The sequence below is a fragment of the Streptomyces sp. CA-210063 genome (assembly GCF_024612015.1).
Classification (GTDB): Bacteria; Actinomycetota; Actinomycetes; order Streptomycetales; family Streptomycetaceae; genus Streptomyces.
On record NZ_CP102512.1, the window covers coordinates 5218036 to 5237205 of the forward strand.

14 protein-coding genes and 1 pseudogene are annotated in these 19170 nt (G+C 70.4%); 12 read left to right on the plus strand and 3 right to left on the minus strand.

Annotated elements, in window-relative coordinates; all coding sequences use genetic code 11:
- Window positions 1-139: 139 nt before the first annotated feature.
- From JIX56_RS22625 to JIX56_RS22645, 5 genes and pseudogenes are all read left to right on the plus strand, one after another.
- On the plus strand, window positions 140-1288 hold the full coding sequence (locus JIX56_RS22625) for a hypothetical protein (RefSeq protein WP_257543031.1): 1149 nt from the start codon (window positions 140-142) through the stop codon (window positions 1286-1288).
- Between the two features lie 4 nt (window positions 1289-1292).
- Window positions 1293-1481: pseudogene (locus tag JIX56_RS22630) on the plus strand (hypothetical protein); the annotation flags it as partial.
- Window positions 1482-1763: 282 nt separating this feature from the next.
- Window positions 1764-3782 carry a ricin-type beta-trefoil lectin domain protein gene (locus JIX56_RS22635; protein ID WP_257543032.1) on the plus strand — a complete coding sequence of 673 codons (2019 nt, stop codon included), beginning with the start codon at window positions 1764-1766 and terminating at the stop codon, window positions 3780-3782.
- Window positions 3779-5194 (plus strand): glycoside hydrolase family 43 protein, encoded by a 1416-nt coding sequence (locus JIX56_RS22640; RefSeq protein ID WP_257543033.1) that lies wholly within the window; start codon window positions 3779-3781, stop codon window positions 5192-5194. The genes JIX56_RS22635 and JIX56_RS22640 overlap by 4 nt, the downstream gene beginning before the upstream one ends.
- A gap of 291 nt (window positions 5195-5485) precedes the next feature.
- Window positions 5486-6091, plus strand: coding sequence for a hypothetical protein (locus JIX56_RS22645; RefSeq protein ID WP_257543034.1), 606 nt, complete (start codon window positions 5486-5488; stop codon window positions 6089-6091).
- A 243-nt stretch (window positions 6092-6334) separates the two neighbouring features.
- Here JIX56_RS22645 and JIX56_RS22650 read toward each other — a convergent pair whose 3' ends face one another.
- On the minus strand, window positions 6335-7312 hold the full coding sequence (locus JIX56_RS22650) for an alpha/beta hydrolase family protein (protein WP_331595714.1): 978 nt from the start codon (window positions 7310-7312) through the stop codon (window positions 6335-6337).
- Window positions 7313-7402: 90 nt separating this feature from the next.
- Between JIX56_RS22650 and JIX56_RS22655 the strand changes: the two genes are divergently transcribed.
- Both JIX56_RS22655 and JIX56_RS22660 read left to right on the plus strand, forming a co-directional pair.
- Window positions 7403-7774 carry a MerR family transcriptional regulator gene (locus JIX56_RS22655; RefSeq protein ID WP_257543035.1) on the plus strand — a complete coding sequence of 124 codons (372 nt, stop codon included), beginning with the start codon at window positions 7403-7405 and terminating at the stop codon, window positions 7772-7774.
- A 101-nt stretch (window positions 7775-7875) separates the two neighbouring features.
- On the plus strand, window positions 7876-8346 hold the full coding sequence (locus JIX56_RS22660) for a DUF6174 domain-containing protein (protein WP_257543036.1): 471 nt from the start codon (window positions 7876-7878) through the stop codon (window positions 8344-8346).
- Here the strand turns inward: JIX56_RS22660 and JIX56_RS22665 are convergent.
- On the minus strand, window positions 8328-8774 hold the full coding sequence (locus tag JIX56_RS22665) for a hypothetical protein (protein WP_257551036.1): 447 nt from the start codon (window positions 8772-8774) through the stop codon (window positions 8328-8330). The genes JIX56_RS22660 and JIX56_RS22665 overlap by 19 nt on opposite strands.
- Window positions 8775-9140: 366 nt before the next feature.
- Here JIX56_RS22665 and JIX56_RS22670 point away from each other — a divergent pair, with 366 nt between their 5' ends.
- The gene (locus JIX56_RS22670) at window positions 9141-9581 is read left to right on the plus strand and encodes a hypothetical protein (RefSeq protein ID WP_257543037.1); all 441 of its coding nucleotides are present in this window, start codon (window positions 9141-9143) and stop codon (window positions 9579-9581) included.
- A gap of 179 nt (window positions 9582-9760) precedes the next feature.
- Here JIX56_RS22670 and JIX56_RS22675 read toward each other — a convergent pair whose 3' ends face one another.
- Window positions 9761-10723: a hypothetical protein gene (locus tag JIX56_RS22675; RefSeq protein WP_257543038.1), complete on the minus strand. Its 963-nt coding sequence runs from the start codon at window positions 10721-10723 to the stop codon at window positions 9761-9763.
- A gap of 463 nt (window positions 10724-11186) precedes the next feature.
- On the opposite strand from JIX56_RS22675, the gene JIX56_RS22680 reads away from it, so the two are divergent.
- The 4 genes from JIX56_RS22680 (at window position 11187) to JIX56_RS22695 (ending at window position 19058) form a co-directional block, all read left to right on the plus strand.
- Window positions 11187-12173, plus strand: coding sequence for an ATP-binding protein (locus JIX56_RS22680; RefSeq protein ID WP_257543039.1), 987 nt, complete (start codon window positions 11187-11189; stop codon window positions 12171-12173).
- A 17-nt stretch (window positions 12174-12190) separates the two neighbouring features.
- The gene (locus JIX56_RS22685) at window positions 12191-12583 is read left to right on the plus strand and encodes an SCO5389 family protein (RefSeq protein WP_257543040.1); all 393 of its coding nucleotides are present in this window, start codon (window positions 12191-12193) and stop codon (window positions 12581-12583) included.
- 626 nt (window positions 12584-13209) lie between these two features.
- Window positions 13210-16098, plus strand: a complete 2889-nt coding sequence (locus JIX56_RS22690) for a SpoIIE family protein phosphatase (protein ID WP_257543041.1) — start codon at window positions 13210-13212, stop codon at window positions 16096-16098.
- Window positions 16099-16412: 314 nt separating this feature from the next.
- Window positions 16413-19058 carry an SdrD B-like domain-containing protein gene (locus JIX56_RS22695; RefSeq protein WP_257543042.1) on the plus strand — a complete coding sequence of 882 codons (2646 nt, stop codon included), beginning with the start codon at window positions 16413-16415 and terminating at the stop codon, window positions 19056-19058.
- The last annotated feature ends 112 nt before the right edge of the window (window positions 19059-19170 follow it).

Below are 19170 nucleotides of genomic sequence, written 5' to 3' on the forward strand. Positions count from 1 at the left end.
CCGACGCCCAACGCCCCGCCACCGACGCATCCCCTCCCATGGCCCTGCGGCGGAGCGGGGCTGAGGCGCGGCTTGTCGTGAGCACCTCACCCGAGCCCGCCTCCTCGACCACGTCAACGGCCGACACCTGGGAGACACCGTGAGTACCCCCACCGCAACCCGGCTCCGCGCCGGAGCCGCGAGCGTGACCGTCCGAAGCACCACATCCGCCTTCGTCACCTCCTGGGCCCTCCGGTACTTCGGCCCCTGGTGGAAGGCGGCCGCGATGCCTGTCGATGAAGTCCTCGCCGGACCTCTGGTCACCGCGAACGTCGACGGGCAGGCGTACGACGACCTGGCCGCGCACGTCACCGCCGGCCCGCACGACAAGGTCACCTACGCCAAAGCCCAACTGCTCCTCGTCCGCGACAGCACAGGCACAGGCACAGGCACCATCACCGCCGTCTCGCCCGCCGAGCACCTGGCCTACCGCTCCGAACCGTTCGCCGGACACCTGGCCGTCTACGGCCGTGCCCCCGAACCCGTAGCCCTGGCCGCCGCCCGGCTCGCCCGGGAGATGATCCGGGCGGCACTGCTGCGGGACGGGTGGACGCTGCTGCACGCCTCCGCCGTCGCCCGTGACGGGCGGGTCGTACTCTCCTTCGGCTCCAAGGGAGCGGGGAAGACCACCACGGCGCTACTCCTGGCCTCCCGCGGTCACCAACTCCTCGCGAATGACCGGGTGTTCGTCAAACCCGTCGGCGACGACCTGCGCGTCCTGCCGTGGCCCGCCGCGGCCGCCGTCGGGCTCGGCCTGCTGGACGCGCTCGGGCTGTACGACGTCGTACGGGAACGACTGCGCGCCGGAGAACAACTTCACCCCACCCAACACCCCGAAGTGACCGCTGCTCTCCTGGCCGGACGGCGCGATCCCTTGTGGGAGCCGGACGGCCGCAGGGAACGGAAAGTGCAGGTCTTCCCCGATCAGTTCCCCGGCTGGTTCGGCATGGAGTTGGCGACCGAGGGGCGTGTCGGCGCCCTGCTGTTTCCCCGCGTCGACGCCGCCGCCGTCCCGGCCCTGGTCGAGGGTGGCCGCACGCTCGGTGAGGCGGACTTCATGAGCGGCTCCACCGAAGACCGCTACCCGGATGTCTTCGGCCTTGCCCAAGGCATCGACCCCGCCGGCGGCGTCCTGGCCAGGACCACTGTCGCCGAACACCTCGCCGTCCTCCCGCACCGACAGGTCGCCCTCGGCCACGACAGCGCGGCCAACGCCGCTTTCCTGGCCAACGTCGCCGACGACCTCTGACGCTTCCTTCGACGCCTTCGACCTCTCCTCCGGTGAGAACAACCTCTTCGGCAAGGGCACCACCGAGGCCCGCCACTTCACGCTCTACAGCGACGTCAACGCCTTCATGTACTGGGACGGCGGCCACGGCGCGAACGAGGACGCGGCCGACTTCATCAAGTGGATCGCGAAGGTGACCGGTCACAAGAGCTGACCTCGCTCCATCCCCCGACTCGGCGCGTCTGTGTTCCCGTCATAAAACCGGCCGCCGAAGCGCGACGCCGAGCCCATCCCGGGCTCGGTGTCGTCGCCTTGCGAGCGCCTTGCGAGCGTCTTGCGAGCGCTTTGCGACCCTCTTGCGACCCCCTTCTGAAACCACCCGTGTCACATCCGTTGACTTCCACCTCCCCCGGCTCTACTTTCGGCCAGCCGATACGTTCGGCGAGCCGATCCTTGTTCGAGATATCGACCCCCGGATATCCATCGTAGGAGCCGCATGCACCCCCCGTCCCGCACCAACGCCCTTGATCTCAGGCGCCGTTGCAGATCCGCCGCCGTACGCGCGCTCGCTCTCGCGACCGCCGCGACGGCCGCCCTGCTCTTCGCCCAGCCCACGACGAACGGCACGACCGGCACGACCACGCCCGCGCCCGTCACCGAACTCAACGCGGCCCCCGTAGCGGTGACGGATCGTCAAATAGCCGTCCCAGAAGCCCCGATGGGCTGGGCCTCCTGGAACGCCTTCGCCGCGAAGGTCGACTACAACGTCATCAAGCAGCAGGTCGACGCGTTCGTCGCGGCCGGGCTGCCGGAGGCCGGCTACGAGTACATCAACATCGACGAGGGCTGGTGGCAGGGCACCCGCGACAGCGCGGGCAACATCACCATCGACGAGGCCGAGTGGCCCGGCGGCATGAAGGCCATCGCCGACTACATCCACAGCAAGGGCCTGAAGGCGGGCATCTACACCGACGCGGGCAAGGACGGCTGCGGCTACTACTTCCCCACCGGCCGCCCGGCCGCGCCCGGCAGTGGCAGCGAGGGCCACTACGAGCAGGACATGCTCCAGTTCTCCCGGTGGGGCTTCGACTTCGTGAAGGTCGACTGGTGCGGCGGTGACGCCGAGGGCCTCGACCCGAAGACGACCTACCAGGCGATCAGCGACGCCGTGGCCGCCGCGACCGCCACCACCGGCCGCCCCCTCGCCCTCTCCCTGTGCAACTGGGGCTACTCCAACACCTGGAACTGGGCCCCGGGCATGGGCCCGATGTGGCGGACGAACACGGACATCTTCTACCACGGCCAGACCTTCACGTACGGCAACGTGCTGACGAACTACGACCGGAACGTTCACCCCACGGCCCAGCACACCGGCTACTACAACGACCCCGACATGCTGATGGTCGGTATGGGTCTCACCGCCGCCCAGGACCGCACCCACATGAACCTGTGGGCGATCTCCGGCGCCCCGCTGCTCGCCGGCAACGACCTCTCCACCATGACCACCGACACGGCGAACATCCTCAAGAACCCCGAGGTCATCGCCGTCGACCAGGACCCGCGCGGCCTCCAGGGCGTCAAGGTCGCCGAGGACACGACCGGCCTCCAGGTCTACGGCAAGGTCCTCTCCGGCAGCGGCAACCGCGCGGTCGTCCTCCTCAACCGCACCTCCACCACCCAGAACATGACCGTCCGCTGGTCCGACCTCGGCCTGACGAACGCGGCCGCGACCGTCCGTGACCTGTGGAGCCGTACGAACGTCGGTACGCCCGGCACCGCTTACACCACCAGCGTCCCGGCGGGCACCTCCGTGATGCTCACGGTCAAGGGCGGCACCGAGCAGTCGGCGAGCACGTACACCGGCACGTCGAGCTTCTCCGGTGTGGTCGCCGGGAACACCGGCCTGAAGACGGTCGACGTCTCCTACACCAACAACACGTCGACGGCCCGCGTCGGGACGCTGACGGTCAACGGCCAGACGCCGACGAAGGTCTCCTTCCCGCCGACCGGCTCGTCCCCCGGCAACATCTCCGTCGCCCTGTCACTGACGAAGGGCAGCGCCAACACGGTCTCGTTCTCCGGCGCCCCGACCCTCGAAGGCATCGTCGTACGACCGCTGCCGGGCACGAACGGCACCCTCGTCACCGGCACGGGTTCCGGCCGGTGCGCGGACATCAACGACAGCACCATCGCCAACGGCACCGACGCCCAGCTGTGGGACTGCAACGGCGGCCGGAACCAGACCTGGACGCACACCGCCCGCAACGAACTGGTCGTGTACGGCAACAAGTGCCTGGACGCCTACAACCACGGCACCACCAACGGCACCCGCGTCGTCATCTGGGACTGCACCGGCGGCAACAACCAGAAGTGGAACGTCAACAGCGACGGCACGATCACCAACGTCACCTCCGGGCTCTGCCTGGACGCGTACGGAGCGGCCACCGCCAACGGCACGAAGCTCGTCCTGTGGACCTGCAACGGTCAGAACAACCAGAAGTGGAGCCAGACATGACCCCTGTGAACTCTGCTGGTGGAACCCCGGACGCGAGCGGGCCCTCCCGCCGTACGTTCCTCGGCATGGCCGCGACGGTCCCGCTGGCCGCGACGGGCGCGCTGGCCCTCGGCGCCGGCACCGCCCACGCCGCCGACTCGGCGTACGCGATGGTCTACTTCACCGAGTCCAACACCATGCTGGAGGCCGACTACGGCCTGCACCTGGCCGTCAGCCAGGACGGCCTCAACTGGACCCCGCTCAACCAGAACGCCCCCGTGGTCACCCCGACCCTGGGCGCCGGCGGCCTCCGCGACCCCTTCGTGATGCGCAAGCAGGACGGCACGTTCGTCGTCCTGGCGACGGACCTGTCCGGCACCGACTGGACCCGCGACAGCGTCCACATCCACGTCTGGGACTCCACCGACCTGCGCACCTTCACCGGCTACCGCCTGCTGAAGCTGCACGACATGACCACCACCCACAGCTGGGCCCCCGAGGCCTACTGGGACGCCTCCCGCGGCCAGTACGGCATCCTCTACTCCTCGGTGAACAGCAGCGGCCACAACGTCATCATGGTCAGCTACACGACCGACTTCCGGACGACGACGAACCCCCAGGTGTTCTTCGACCCCGGCTACGACATCATCGACGGCAACCTCACGATCGGCGTCAACGGCGTCAACTACCTCTACTACAAGGTCAACCAGACCCTCGTGGGCGCCCGCTCGACGACCCTCACCCCCGGCAGCTTCACCCCGTTCAGCACGGCGGTGTCCCACGGCGGCACCGAGGCCCCCACGGTGGTGAAGTCCCTCTCCTCCTCGAACTGGTACCTCTGGGGAGACACGTACACCCCCAACGGCGTCTTCTACGTCTGGCAGTCCACCGACCTGGCCTCCGGCACCTGGACGGCCCTCGACCAGAAGCTCTACACCCAGCCGCTCAACTCCAAGCACTGCGGCATCCACCCGATCACGTCGACGGAGTACTCGAACCTCCTCGCCAAGTGGGGCGCGCCGTCCTGGAACCGCCTCAAGTCCTACAACTACCCGTCCCGCTACGTCCGCCACAGCGGCTTCGCGGGGCGCATCGACGAGTACCCCTTCGACCCGTACCCCGACTCCCAGTGGAAGCTGGTCCCCGGCCTGGCGGACTCCTCGGCGGTCTCCTTCCAGTCGGTCAACTACCCGACCCGCTACCTCCGCCACTACAGCTACAACCTCCGCCTGGACCAGAACGACGGCACCTCCACCTTCGCCGCCGACGCCACATTCACCCGCGTCGCCGGCCTCGCCGACTCCACCTGGTCCTCCTTCCGCTCCTACAACAACCCGACCCGCTACATCCGCCACAGCGCCTACGCCCTCCGCATCGACCCCATCTCGACGACGACGGAACGCGCGGACGCGACATTCCGGGTGGGCTACTGAGCCGGCCGGCAGTGCCCGGCTGTCTACGGCTTGGTCACACGGTTCCCCGCGCCCCTCTTTTCAGGGGCGCGGGGAACCGCGCTTTTCAGGGGCGCGGGGAACCGCGCGAACGGGGTCCGGGGCGGAGCCCCGAGTCTTTGACGGGGGTGGAAGGGGCGCGCGGCCCCTGGGGATGGGACGGGTAGGGGCGGCGGGGGCGAGAAAGGCAGCGGCCCGAACACATCGCCCCTGTCCGGCGTCTCAGTACCGATCGCGGCGGCACCGGCCACCGCAGAAGCATCGGAGGCACACATGAGCAGGCGTACGCGAGCCGGCAACGGCACGGCCGTTGCCGTACTCACCGCCGTCGTGGCACTCGGCAACCTCCAGGGCTCAACAGCCGACGCCCAGACCGTCGAGGACGTATCAACCCCTTCAAGGACCTGCCAAGGGAAACAGCCGCACGGCAGCGTCGCCGGTCGCGGCGCCCCGGAGGAGAACACCCCCCTGGAGCGGACCCTGACGCACGTGGACAAACTGGCCCACGGCCGCCACTCCGCCGTCTTCACCGACCTGGTCCTGGACGAGGACGAGGTCTCCCTGGACATCTACCGCATCCCCTCCGAGCCCTTCGACACCGCCGTCTGCGACGCCGCCGAAAAGGGCGTGACCCTGCGCCTTCACGACCGCGACATCAACGAGAAGGACCTCAACACCCTCCTCGACCTCATCAGCGAGGACATGAGCCGCTGGGACGGCACCTTCACCATGCGCCAGGTCGGCCTGGACGGCACCGGCTACATCGAGATCGGCGTCGACGACCCCGGCACCGCCGAGCCCATCCTGCGGAAGGCGTACGGCGAACGGAACGCCAAGTACCTCCGCGTCGGGTACGCCGCGCAGGCGTACCTGCTCTGACGGCTCTGATGGCTCTGATGGCTCTGACGTGGGATGCAACACCCCCGAGGACCCGCTATAGTTGATCACGAGCCGCTCACCGGATTTCAAACCCCCGGTAGCCCTCATGCGTTGGTGGTCCAAGGAAAGACGCCCCGCTTCCTGCGGGGAAATGCAGGTGCAAGGCCTGCCCGGCGCTCCAGTACGTGAACCCCACTTCGTGTCCCACGAAGTGGGGTTCACGCGTTGTACGGGGAAGGCGTCTCACTTGGATTCGATCCGCCCCATGGGGGCGGCACTCTCGGTCAGACCCTTCCGCGCCGCCGTCCAGGCGGCGTCCTCGATGCCGAGTGCGTGGCGAAGGTAGGCCCACGTGACGCGCTGGATCAGGGCGACGCGCTCCGGGTGCTCGTCCGTCGTCTCCTGGGCCTCGTAGCCGGCGATCCCGCCGAGCGAGTGTTCCGCCCCGAACAGGGTGAGCAGGCTCTTGTCTCCCGGGCTCAGGACGTACGGGTCGGCCATCCACTCCGGTCCCCGGACGGACAGCGGGGAGTCGTCCCGGTCCCCGGCGACCACGAGGGCCGGTGTCGTCATGTGGGCGAAGCTCGGGTGCATGAAGGGGAAGTGCTCGGCCGCGAACGGTGTCAGGTCGGCTCCGCCCTTTCCGGCCGTGGCGAGCAGCACACCCGCCTTGATCCGCGAGTCGGACAGGTCCTCTTCCTTCCCGCTCACCGGATCGAGGACGCGCAGGCCCAGCAGATTGCCCGCCGTCTGACCGCCGAAGGAGTGTCCGGCAGCGGCGATGCGGCTTCGGTCGAGGCGGCCGCCGAGACCGGGGACGGCCGCCTCCAGCAGATCGAGCCGGTCGAGAACGCGCTTCATGTCCTCGACGCGGAAACGCCAGAGCCGCGGTGTGCGGGGATCGTCCTGGCGCAGGCCCACCGCCCTGGAGTCGAGATGGGTGGGCTGAATCACCACGAAGCCGTGAGCGGCCCAGAAGTCGGTCAGGGGGCCGTAGCCGTTCAGCGACGAGCCGAAGCCGTGCGAGAAGACGATGACCGGCAGTTCGCTCCCGGTCGTCGGCGCGGCAACCCTCACCGGCAGGTCCGCACCACGGCCCGGTGCTTCCAGCACGACCGGCTTCACCGAGACGACGGGGGCGGAGGTGGTGGCGGATGCGGTGGTGGCGGATGCGGTGGTGGCGGATGCGGTGGTGGCGGATGGGGCGGCGGATGCGGTCATGGAAAGTTCCTCTTTCCCCTTCGGTGACGCCTTCGCGGGATACGCTAAAACCTGACGCTGACGTCAGAGGCAAGAAGTGTGGGAGACCTGATGCGTATCGGCGAACTCGCCACCAGGACGGGCGTCAGCGTTCGGGCACTGCGCTACTACGAGGAACAGAACCTGCTCGCCTCGGAACGCAGCCCCAGCGGCCAGAGGCACTACCCGGACAGCGCGGTCAACCGTGTCCAACTGATCCAGCAGTTGTACGCCGCTGGGCTGACGAGCAAGTCGATCTCGGAATTGCTGCCGTGTGTCGTGAACGGTGAGGCCACGTCCGAGCTGCTCGACCGGCTTTCGGCCGAACGGGACCGTATCGACAGCCGGATCGGCGATCTGGTGAGCGCCCGGGACAGGCTGGACACCGTCATCACCACCGCCACCGCGAACTGGCGAACCGGCCAACGCTGCCGCCCCCAGTAGCCGCCACGTAGCCGCCACGTAGCCGCCACGTAGCCGCCACGGGGGCGAACGTCGCCGCCCCGTCCCACGTCTCAGTGGTGACCGTCTTCGAGGAGGCCACCATGCTGACGACCGCCGCCGTACGAGTACGACGCCGCCGAACTCTCTACGCCGCCGCGCTGGCCGGCGCGTTGGCGTGGGGAGTCTCCGCGTGCGGGGAGGAGTCGGCGGCCGCGAAGGCGTCGCCGACCGATTGGCGGGAGCCCTCCGCGTACCGCTACAGGCTGAAGTCGACTGAGGGTGAGCGGCCGCTGATCGGGACGCTGGACGTGACGGTCCGGGACGGCAAGGTCGTGGAGACCGTCGGGGTCGATGACAGCGGGCGGCAGGTCGTGGAGCAGCAGCTGGGTGAAGTGCCCACGATCGCGGCGCTGTTGGAGCAGGCGGAGGTGGCGCGGGAGGAGGGCGCCGACGTCGTGGACGTCGAGTACGCGAAGGACGGGCGGCCCGTCAGCATCTCCATCGACTGGGACGAGAAAGCGATCGACGACGAGGAGGCGTACGCCCTCAGCGACTACGAAGCGCTCGGCTGAGGCTGCTGACTCAGATCCCGGATCGCGCCGCCCACCTTGGCCTTCAACGGCTCCAGCACGGCGGGCTTGGCGGAGATGGCCCAGCGCGGCCCGACCAGGTACTTGCCGCCGTAGATGGCCGCCGACTCCAGCCAGACTTCCTTCAGCTCCTCCTTGGGGAAGGTGGTGATGAGGTAGTCGCCCTCGGCGGTATGACACACGCCCTCGCGCAGCTCCTCCGCCTCGGTCCGGATCTTCACCTCGCACCCCGTGAGCTGAGCGATCACCTCGACCTTGGCCGGCGCGACGACCGCGGCGACCGGGCTGGACTCGTCCGTCGCCTTGTCCGCGGCCTTGTCATCCCCGTCACCACCGCCGCACGCCGCCACCAGGGGCAGGACGGCCAGAGTCACAGCCAGCGCGGCGCCACGCGTCAGCTTCCTCACCACGTCCTGTTCTCCGTTCGCCTTCTCCATACCGATGCATGCCGAGAGCACTCGACAAGGGGTACGTATGGCGGCCGTCGGATGCTCAGTCGTCGTCGAGTCATCGATCACCTCTTCGAGGTTGGCGCGAACGCGATTCCGACGAAGGTACGGCCCGCGAGCCGGTCAGCGTCCTCGAAGGCCCGCACGGGGACTCTCGTCAGGCATCACCTGCTCCTCCGATGGTTGACGCTGTGCCAAGCCACAGGAAACTCCCGGCCAACGACTTCCGGGCGGCGGCAGGGCATTGTCGTCCGAGTGCCGTGATCGGGAGAGCCGATGGCAACGCCTCACGGCAGTACAGGACGACCGGCAAAACGGAGGGGAACCATGATGAAGAGCACCGCCGCGAGAAAGACCGCGAGCTTCCTGACCACCGCTCTGCTGGTGGGAGGTGCGATGGCGGCCGGCACCGGCACGGCGAGCGCCGCCCCGAGCATCACGTGGGGAACCGTGGTCTTCACCGAGAGCGGAGACCGCACGATCAGCATCTACGCGGATGGCGTGTTCGCCGGGAGCGGCGAGTGGCAGAAGGACCCCTCGGGGTCCAACACCGGCGACACGCTGGTGGCCTGGGACCCGGTGGCGGACGGTTACGGCATCGAGGCCCACCTCAGCACGGGCCGCATCGCGACGACGCGCGGCCACAACTCCCCTTACGAAGTCAAGGTGTCGGGCAACCTGCCCGAGGGGAACAAGTACACGATGTGGGTCTGCCTGGTTAGGGGCGACTACCGCGGATGCACCAGCAAGTACAGCGTGACGGCCTGACGGCTGTCGTCACGATGGCGACCGAGTACGGCGGGCTGTAACCCAGGATGGGGTGGCCGACTGCGTGCCACCGGGGGCACACCGACGTGGCGCCTGGGCCTCGGAGGAGGCCCGGGCGCCACGTCGGTTCGAGAAGTACGGCGGAGTACAGCCGAGTACGGCCGGGTGAGCCGGCGGGGTCAGGCGCCCGCGCGCCCCGCGCCCTTGCGGCGGGTCATGACGAAGATGACGCCGCCCGCGGCCACCAGGCCCGCCGCGCCGAGGGCGATCGGGATGGCGTTGCCGCCGCCGGTCTCGGCGAGGTCGCCGGGGTCGCCGCTGTTGGGGGTGGGGGCGCCCGGGGTGGAGTCGGAGGGGGTGGGCTCCGGGGAGTCGGTCTCCGGGGTGTCGTCGGCCGGGGGGTTCTCCTCGGCGGGCGGGTTCTCCTCGGCCGGGGGCTGCTCCTCCGCGGGCGGGTTCTCCTCAGCCGGAGGGTTCTCCTCGGCCGGGGGCTGCTCCTCGGCGGGCGGGTTCTCCTCAGCCGGCGGCTGCTCCGTCGTGCAGTCCTTCGTGCCGCCGTTCCAGGCCGCGATCAGCTTGTCCTTGATGACGGGGCGGTCGGGGCCCTTGGGGAGGTCGCCGTGTTCGAAGCCGTCGTTCGCGTCGAGCTTGCCGTCGAACTTCACGGCACCCCGGTACAGGTCGATCTGGGCGTAGCAGCCCGCGTCGGGGACCGCGATGTCCAGCGAGTCCGTCGCGCCCGGCTTCACGGTCACCGTGTCGAAGTCGACGAAGACCTGCTCGCCGGAGGTGCCGAAGGTCGGGCCGTGAGCCAGATACGACGCGAGGGAGACCGTGCAGGTCGTGGCGTCGGAGGCGGTGCGGACCTTGATGTGGACCTTGCCGTCCTCGGTGGGCTTGAGGTTCTGGTCGTCGAGCTTGACCCAGTCGGCGAACTTCACGCCGTCCAGGGAGAACTCGCAGCGGTCGGTCTCGGTGGGCGTGCCCGCGCCCTGTCCGGGGGCGTAGCTCTTCTTGCCCCAGCCGTCGCCGCCGGGTGTGTCGGTGGCGAAGGCCGGGCCGGACACCGCCGCGCTCAACGCCAGAGCGGCCACGCCCGTCCCCAACAGGCGGCCCACGATGACACGTCTCGCTATGGACATGCAGATCCCATTCTCGAACTCGGTACGTACGAGACCCGGGGCACGGCGGCAGGACGGCAGCACAAAGCCACGCCGGGGCCGCGCCAGGGTGAGTGGTCGAAAAAGACACCGGGCTCATTGGTCACTTGAGCCACAGGGTCCGCACATCGTTTACCAAGGCGTTTGGGCTGTCAACCTCGGGAAACGCCCATCGGGTTGCCTGCGCCGGCCGCCGCTCGGCACACGTACGCCACACCGGAGGCACATATGGGACACAAAGGGAATCCTCTGCTCCGCAGTCTTCACGAGTAGCCCAACAGTGAGTCGCCGATCAACAAAGAGTTCGCCAACTCGCCTCTTTGCCAAGGGGGTTGATATGGGGCGGATTTGACAAGCCCGTCCCCGCTCCCGAATCTACGTTCATGACATCCATTTTCATTATCGGCGTCAAGGGTGCCGCCGGCATCGAGCGGGGTGAGCGTCCATGCGCGTGGCCTTCGTAGGCAAGGGCGGCAGCGGCAAGACGACGCTCTCCGCGCTCTTCGCCCGGCACCTCGCCCGGTCGGGCGCGCCGCTGGTGGCGGTCGACGGTGACATCAATCAGCACCTCGCGCACGCCCTCGGCCTCGACGAGGACGACGACTTCGGCGCGCCGCCGCTGAGTTCGCGCACCGGCGAGATCAAGGACTACCTGCGCGGCACGAACCCGCGGATCGTCTCCCGCGAGGCCATGGTCAAGACGACCCCGCCCGGCCGGGGTTCACGGCTGCTGCGGCTCCTCGGCGACGACGACGTCCACGGCCGGCACGTCGAGCACGTCGCCGGCGTTCCGCTCATGGTCACCGGCGCCTTCGACGAGAGCGACCTCGGCGTGGCCTGCTACCACTCCAAGCTCGGCGCGGTGGAGCTGTATCTCAACCATCTCGTCGACGGGCCCGGCGAGTACGTCGTCGTCGACATGACCGCGGGCGCCGACGCCTTCGCCTCGGGGCTCTTCACCCGGTTCGACATGACCTTCCTGGTCGTCGAGCCGACGCGGAAGAGTGTGTCCGTGTACCGGCAGTACCGGGAGCACGCCGCCGAGTTCGGCATCCCGATCGCCGTCGTCGGCAACAAGGTCACCGGCGAGGACGACCTCCTCTTCCTCAAGGAGCACGTCGGCGAGGACCTGCTGACGCACTGCGTGCAGTCGTCGTACGTCCGCGCGCAGGAACAGGGGCGGGAGGAGGGCGAGTTGGAGGCCCATAACCTGCATGCCCTGGAACAGCTGAAGGGCGCCGTCGACGCCCGTACGAAGGACTGGGCCACCTTCCAGCGCCACGCCGTCGAGTTCCACCTCCGCAACGCCGCCGCCTGGGCCAACGACGCCACCGGGCACGATCTGGCCGCCCAGGTGGACCCCGAGTTCCGCCACGGGCCCCAGGCGCTCGCCGCCGCCGGGTCCGCCGCCCCTTCCCTAGTCTCCTTCTGAACGGAACAGGAACATCCATGTCGCTCGACGTCTCCCCGCAGTTGCTCGCCGATGCCGAGAAGGGCGAGGTGCGGGAGGAGGAGTTCGTGGAAACGGTGCGTACGTCGCTGCCGTACGCCTACGACCTGGTCGCCTCCCTCGTCGGTGAACTGCGCGCGGGTACCGCGGAGTTCGCCGACAACCAGACCCCGCCGCCGTCGGAGAAGGAGCGTGGGCAGCTGCTGCGGGCGCTGTCCAGCGACGCGATCCGGGGGAGTCTGGAGCGGCACTTCGGGGTGGCGCTCGCCTTCCAGAACTGCCATCGGGTGGCGGTCTTCCCGACGGAGGCGCGCGGCGGCGAGACGTACACGCGCTTCACGTCGCTGCGGTCGCAGATCCTCAACCAGTCGCCGGAGTTCCGCGACTGCTGACGCCCGACGAGCACGCGACCGGCCTCGGCCGGCCCTGATGCCGACCTTCGATGCCGGACCGGATCGGCCCAGATCGGCCTGGTTCATCCTGGATTGGCCCGGATCGGCCCGGATCGGCCTGGATCGGCCCGGCTGGCGCCGACCGGCCACCACCCGCCCCGCCCGGCCCGGCCCGCCTGGCCCGCCTGGCCCGCCTGGCCACGATCGGCCGCGCCCGACCCCGCCCGGTCCTGGCGGGGAGCCGAAACCGGCCATCGACCGCCCCCTCCGCATCCCTCACGCGGAGGGGGCGGTCGGTTCGACATGCCGGAGCTCTGGGGGCGTACGGGGGCGCGTTACCGGCGTACGGCCGCACGGGCGGCCGGGGGTGGGGGCGTCCGTGTGTGCGGCTTCGGGGTGTTCGTGCGGGCGACTTCGTCCCGATCGCGCCCGATCCGGCCCGGACCCGGGGGGGTCTTGCGGGGCGTCCCGTGCCTGGTGTGTGCCTGGTTGTGTGTCCTGTGCGTGCCGGTTCGCGCGCCACGGCGTGCGGTCGTGTGATGTGCGCCGTCACGAGGTGGCCTATCTGCGATCACACAAGGTGAATAATGGGGCCAGAGGGCGTCTCAGCGACAGAGAGGGCCGCCGTGGGGACCGACAGGGACAGTGCCGTCACCCGTCAGCGCTTCGACGTGGCCGACGCCGCGCCGCTGCTGATCGACGCGGACGGGCTCGTGACGAGCTGGACCCGGGACGCCGAGCGGCTGTTCGGGTATCCGGCGGCCGAGATCCTGGGCCGCAGTGTGCGTACGCTCCTGGTCGACGAGGACGACGAACGCATCGGCAGGCTGGCCGAATCCCATCGCGCCCTCGGCGGCTGGTCCGGCATCCTCACCGCCCGCCACCGGGACGGCCACCGCGTCAAGGTGATGGTCCGCGTCGTACCGACCCGGGAAGCGACCAGCCCAGCGCCTCCGGCCCCACCGGCCGACCCGACCGCGTCGACCCCACCCCGGCCCACCGCCTGGCCCGCGCCCCGCCCCGGCTACCCCGACCCACCTCGATCCACCGCACCACCCCGGCCCACCGCTTCACCCCGGTCCACCGCTCTGCCCACGTCCACCACTCCACCTCAGTCCACCGCTCTGCCCACGTCCACCACTCCACCTCAGTCCACCGCTCTGCCCACGTCCACCGCGTCACCTCAGCCCACCACTCCACCCCCGTCCACCAGTCCATCCCGGTCCCTCAAGCCACCCGCGTCCCCAACTCCGGCCGCACCCGAGGCCGGACGCCCCTCGGCCCGGAAGCCGGGCACCTGGCCGGCCGCCGGGAGCGCCGGGAGCCCACCCCACCGGCAGACCGCGCACGCCCCCGTGCCCGCCCCTCCACCGGCACCGCAAGGCACCCCACGCCCGCCCGCGCCCCACCGCCCCGCCCACTGGGTGGCCCTCGTCTCCGATGCCACCGATGCGCCCGGCTGGGACATGAGCCGGACCGTGCTGGAGCGGATGACGGCGCGGTCGCCGGTCGGGATCGCGATCGTGGACACGGAGTTGCGGTTCGTGTGGTCGAACGCGGCGTTGGAGCGGTTCGGCGGCGGGCGGGCGCACGAGCGGGTCGGGCTCAGGCTCGCGGAGGTGCAGCCGGGCCTCGACGCGGAGCGCATCGAGGAGCGGATGCGGCAGGTGCTGGAGACCGGTGTGCCCGTGCTCGACTACGAGCACGTGGGCCGGGTGCGGTCGTCGCCGTACCGCGAGACCGCGCACGCGATGTCGTTCACACGGCTGGAGGACGACCACGGCCGGCCCATCGGCGTGTACTACACGGTGGTGGACGTGACGGAACGGCACCGCGCCCGTACCCGGCTGGCCCTGCTGGACCGGGCCGGGGAGCACATCGGCCGGACCCTCGACCTCGGGCGGACCGCGCAGGAGCTGGCGGACGTGGTCGTGCCGGCGCTCGCCGACTTCGTGACCGTGGACCTGCTGGACTCGGTGCTGCGCGGCGCCGAACCGGGGCCCCTCGGCGACGGTTCCGTCCCGCTGCGGCGGTGCGCCCAGCAGTCCGTCCACGCCGGAGTGCCGGAGGCCGTCCTGGAGATCGGCGCGCTCGCCTCGTACGCCGCCGGATCGCCCCCGGTGCGGGCGCTGGTCAGCGGGCGGTCGTGGTCGGAACCACGGCTGGACCCGTTGTCGGCGGAGTGGGCGAAGGCGATCCCGGGCGGCCGGGCGGTGCCCGCGGACGCGCTGGGCCTGCACAGCGTGATGATCGTGCCGGTGCGGGCGCGAGGCATCACGCTCGGCATCACCACGTTCTTCCGGCGCGACCGACAGGACCCTTTCGACGCGGTCGACCTGGGTCTCGCCGAGGAGTTGGTCGGCCGGGCCGCCGTCTGCGTCGACAACGCCCGCCGGTACACACGTGAACGCGACGCCGCACTGGTCCTCCAGCGCAGCCTGTTGCCACGCCGGCTGCCCGAGCAGGACGCGGCCGAGGTCGCCGTCCGCTACCGGCCCGCCGACGAACTGACCGGTCTCGGCGGCGACTGGTACGACGTCATCCCCCTCTCCGGCGCCCGCCTCGCCCTCGTCATCGGCGAGGTCGCGGGCCACGGCATCGACGGCGCCGCCGCGATGGGCCGCCTCCGTACGGCCGTACGCACCCTCGCCGACCTCGATCTGCCGCCGGACGAGGTGCTCGCCCACCTCGACGACATGGTCGCCAAGTCGGCGCGCCAGGAGGGACCCGAGCCTGGCACGGGCAGCGTCCAGACGGTCGGGGCGCGCTGTCTGTACGTCGTCCACGACCCGGTGTCCGGGACCTGCTCCATGGCCGCCGCCGGGCCGTTCGCCCCGGCCCTGGTCGCCCCCGGCGGCGCGGTCACCTTCCCCGCGCTGCCCGAGGGACCGGCGCTCGGCGTCGGCGGGCGGCCCTTCGAGGCGCTGGAGGTGGAGCTGCCCGAGGGCACGGTGATCGCCCTGCACACCGACGGGCTGCTCGCCGAGGCCTCCCGCGAGGCGCTGTGCCGTGCCCTGGCCCGGCCCGAGCCCTCCCTCGACCGGCACGCCCAGGGCGTCCTCGACTCCCTCGCCCCGGCCCGCCCCGTCGACGACGTCGCCCTCCTCCTGGCCCGCACCCGGCGGCTGCCCGCGCACCGGGTCGCGTCCTGGGAGCTGCCCTCCGACCCGGCGCTGGTCGCGGAGGCCCGCAAGACCACCACCCGGCAGCTCGGCACGTGGGGGCTGGACGAACTGGCGTTCACCACCGAACTGGTCGTCAGCGAGCTGGTGACCAACGCGATCCGGCACGCCGCCGGGCCCATCCGGCTCCGGCTCATCCTCGAACGCACCCTGATCTGCGAGGTGTTCGACGGCGGCGCCACCGCGCCCCATCTGCGCCACCCGCGCACCACCGACGAGGGCGGCCGCGGCCTCTTCCTCATCTCCCAGTTCACCCAGCGCTGGGGCACCCGCTTCCTCCCCGAAGGCAAGGTGATCTGGGCGGAACAGTCACTGGCGGATCCGCCGGTCTGAATCGCCGTCGGTCGCCGGTCGCCGGTATCACCGGTTGTCGGTCGTCGGTATCACCGGTCGTCGGTCGTCAGTCGCCGGTCGCCGGTCGTACGCCGTGCGGGGATGCCCCCGCTGGCCCGACCGGATGAACCACTGGACCGCACCCCTCTCCCACCTCCCCCGAATCTCCACATTCCCGGCATTCCGCCGCACTCGCCCGCCCCTCGTGCCCCGTTCGGCCTGATTAGTGGCCCTTGGCACTTCATATGAATGCGGAGGTCGGCTTCGGGCACCGGGCTCCGTCGCCACGGCAGGGCATTCAGGAGAAGAGGGACGTGGTGAAGCGAAGAACACCGGGGGGTGTGGGTCTGACGCTGGCCTTCTCTGCGGCGCTGGTGGTCGGACTGGCCGGCCAGGCGGTCCCCGCCGCCCCCGGCGCCAGGAGCACCGCGGACGGCAAGGCTCCCGGCGACGGCACCGTGACCGTACGGGTCGTCGACGAGGTGGATGCCGACGGGGCGTACGACTACGGGCTGGAGGCGGGCCGGGACGGTGTGCGGGTCACGCTGACCGACGACCACGGCCATGTGGTGACCCGGACGACCGACTCCTACGGCCTCGCCCGGTTCGACGCGGCGGCGTCCCCGCTGCGGGGCGGCAAGTACCGCGTCCAGGCCCACAACCCCCGGCCCGGCATCCTCCAGCCGGCGGTCGCGGGCTCCGGTGACGGCCCGGACGTCATGCGCGGCAACGTCGGCTTCGTGGATGTCTCCGGCAACCGGAGCGCGACGTACACGACCGGCTTCTGGGAGCCCGGGCTCTACTGCCAGGAGAACCCGGACCTGGTGACCTGCAACCTGACCAAGGGCGACGCGCCCGACACCCACAAGGGACTGGTCCGGTTCGCGGGGACCTTCTCCGACACCCACCCCGGCGGCAGGGTCGACCAGCTGACCAACAACGCCCAGCAGCAGGCCGTGTTCGGCATCGCCAACGACCGTACCGGCAACACGTACATGGGCACGCTGGTCAAGCGGCACGCGGCCTACGGCCCGGCGGGCCCGACCAACACGATCTACCGCCGGAACAGCGCCTCCGGGGTGAGCACCTTCGTCACCCTGCCGGGCTCGCTGACCACGCACGACCCGGGCGACGACTGGCTGCGCGACAACCCGGTCCACGGCAGGGTCGGCCGGGAGGGCATCGGCGACGTCGACGTCTCCGGCGACGGCAGGACCCTCTACGCGGTCAACCTCAACGACTCCAGGCTGTACGCCGTGCCGATCAGCGGCACCGGCGACGGGGTCTATCCCGGTATGTACCGGTCGTACGTCATCCCCGAGCCGGACGACTGCGCCGGCTACTGGCATCCGTACGGCATCGGGGTGCGCGGCGGGCGGGTACTCGTCGGCGGGGTGTGCGGCGCGGAGGACACGGTCACCTCGGACGCCCCGTGGGGCGACCCGTCCCAGGTCACCTCGCATGTCTACGAGTTCACCCGAGGGTCGTTCGACCACCTGTTCCGCACGGCGATGAACTACCCGCGCGGCTGTGCGTACCGGTCCGCCGGGCTGCCCACGACCAGCGCCCGCTGCACCAAGCCCTCCACCGTCGGGCAGCCGTTGAGCGCGATGTGGGAGGCGTGGAACGAGCGCGTCCCCGAGCCCGCGCACTCCTCCCTCGTCTCCGCGCCGCAGCCGATCCTGTCCGACATCGAGATCGCCGACAACGGCGACCTGGTCCTCGGCTTCCGCGACCGCTTCGGCGACATGCAGGGCACGGCGACGTACCCGTACAACCGTGACCGCCCCCTGGTCAGCGCCGTCGCCGCCGGTGACGTCCTGCGCGTCTGCAAGTCCCGTACGACGTACACGCTGGAGAACAACGCGCGGTGCGACTCGCTCTACGGGGCGCGGCCGAACAACGACGAGGGCCCGGGCCACGGCGAGTTCTACGACCACTCGACCAGGCCGGCGGACGCGCACCACGACCAGGTCACCCAGGGCGGCACGGTCCTCCAGCCGTTCCGGAACAAGCTGTGGAGCACGGTCTACGACCCGTTCGACCACCACCCGTACGAGCAGGGCGTACGCCGCTGGACCGCCGACAGCGGCCGGGCGGAGGGCAGTCTCCTGATCCAGGGGACCTGGAACGCCGGCCTCCGGGAACGCGCCCTGCTCTTCGGCAAGGCCAACGGGCTCGCCGACCTGGAGCCGGTCTGCGACCAGGCGCCCGTCCAGATCGGCAACCGCGTCTGGTACGACGCCGACGGCGACGGCATCAAGGACCCGTCCGAGCCGGCCGTCCCGCGGGTGAAGGTGACGCTCCACCCGACGTCGTACGGCCCCGACATCACGACGTACACGGACGCGAACGGTGAGTACCACGTCGGCGGTCAGCAGGGTCTGCGGCCGAACACCACCTACCAGGTGTCCTTCGACCACGGCGGCATCAGCACGAAGTCGCTGCCCGGCCGTCCGAGCCGCTCGGCCCTCAAGTGGACGGTGAAGGGGGCCGGTCCGAGCCGCGCGCTCGACTCCGACGTCGACTCCCGCGGCGGGACGACGGTCCACGTCGGTGACCCCGGCGACGTGAACCACATGGTCGACGCCGGCCTCACCAGGTCGGTGCGGCTGACCCTCGTGAAGCTCGACAGGAAGAGCGACAAGCCGCTGGCCGGCGCGGTCCTCGAGCTGTGGCGGGACACCAACGGCGTCCGCGGCCTCCAGCGGCGCGGCCTGAAGAAGGACAGGTTCGTCGACGACTGCGCCACCTCCCGCACCGGGCGCTGCTCCTTCGGCTCGCTCCTGCCCGGTACGTACTACCTGGTCGAGACGGACGTCCCCGAGGGCTACCGCCTGCCGGAACGGCCGGTCACCGGCCCGTACGTCCTCACCCCGAAGAACGCCTCGTACGGCACCGGCCTCTTCACGAAGCTCTTCGACAAGCGGGGAGAGCCGTGCAAGGGCACGAAGTGCTGACACCCCGAGCAGCCCTCTGAACCGAGAGGGTGACATGGAGCGGGCCGTCCACCGGTCGACAGCGGTGGACGGCCCGCCCGCATCCGAAGTACCTCGACGACGTCCGGTGCGG

Bases quoted from the DNA above. Each gene is read 5' to 3' on its own strand.
- JIX56_RS22635 (WP_257543032.1), top strand. From the start codon at position 1,764: ATGCACCCCCCGTCCCGCACCAACGCCCTTGATCTCAGGCGCCGTTGC.
- JIX56_RS22640 (WP_257543033.1), top strand. From the start codon at position 3,779: ATGACCCCTGTGAACTCTGCTGGTGGAACCCCGGACGCGAGCGGGCCC.
- JIX56_RS22645 (WP_257543034.1), top strand. From the start codon at position 5,486: ATGAGCAGGCGTACGCGAGCCGGCAACGGCACGGCCGTTGCCGTACTC.
- JIX56_RS22650 (WP_331595714.1), bottom strand. From the start codon at position 7,312: ATGACCGCATCCGCCGCCCCATCCGCCACCACCGCATCCGCCACCACC.
- JIX56_RS22655 (WP_257543035.1), top strand. From the start codon at position 7,403: ATGCGTATCGGCGAACTCGCCACCAGGACGGGCGTCAGCGTTCGGGCA.
- JIX56_RS22660 (WP_257543036.1), top strand. From the start codon at position 7,876: ATGCTGACGACCGCCGCCGTACGAGTACGACGCCGCCGAACTCTCTAC.
- JIX56_RS22670 (WP_257543037.1), top strand. From the start codon at position 9,141: ATGATGAAGAGCACCGCCGCGAGAAAGACCGCGAGCTTCCTGACCACC.
- JIX56_RS22675 (WP_257543038.1), bottom strand. From the start codon at position 10,723: ATGTCCATAGCGAGACGTGTCATCGTGGGCCGCCTGTTGGGGACGGGC.
- JIX56_RS22680 (WP_257543039.1), top strand. From the start codon at position 11,187: ATGCGCGTGGCCTTCGTAGGCAAGGGCGGCAGCGGCAAGACGACGCTC.
- JIX56_RS22685 (WP_257543040.1), top strand. From the start codon at position 12,191: ATGTCGCTCGACGTCTCCCCGCAGTTGCTCGCCGATGCCGAGAAGGGC.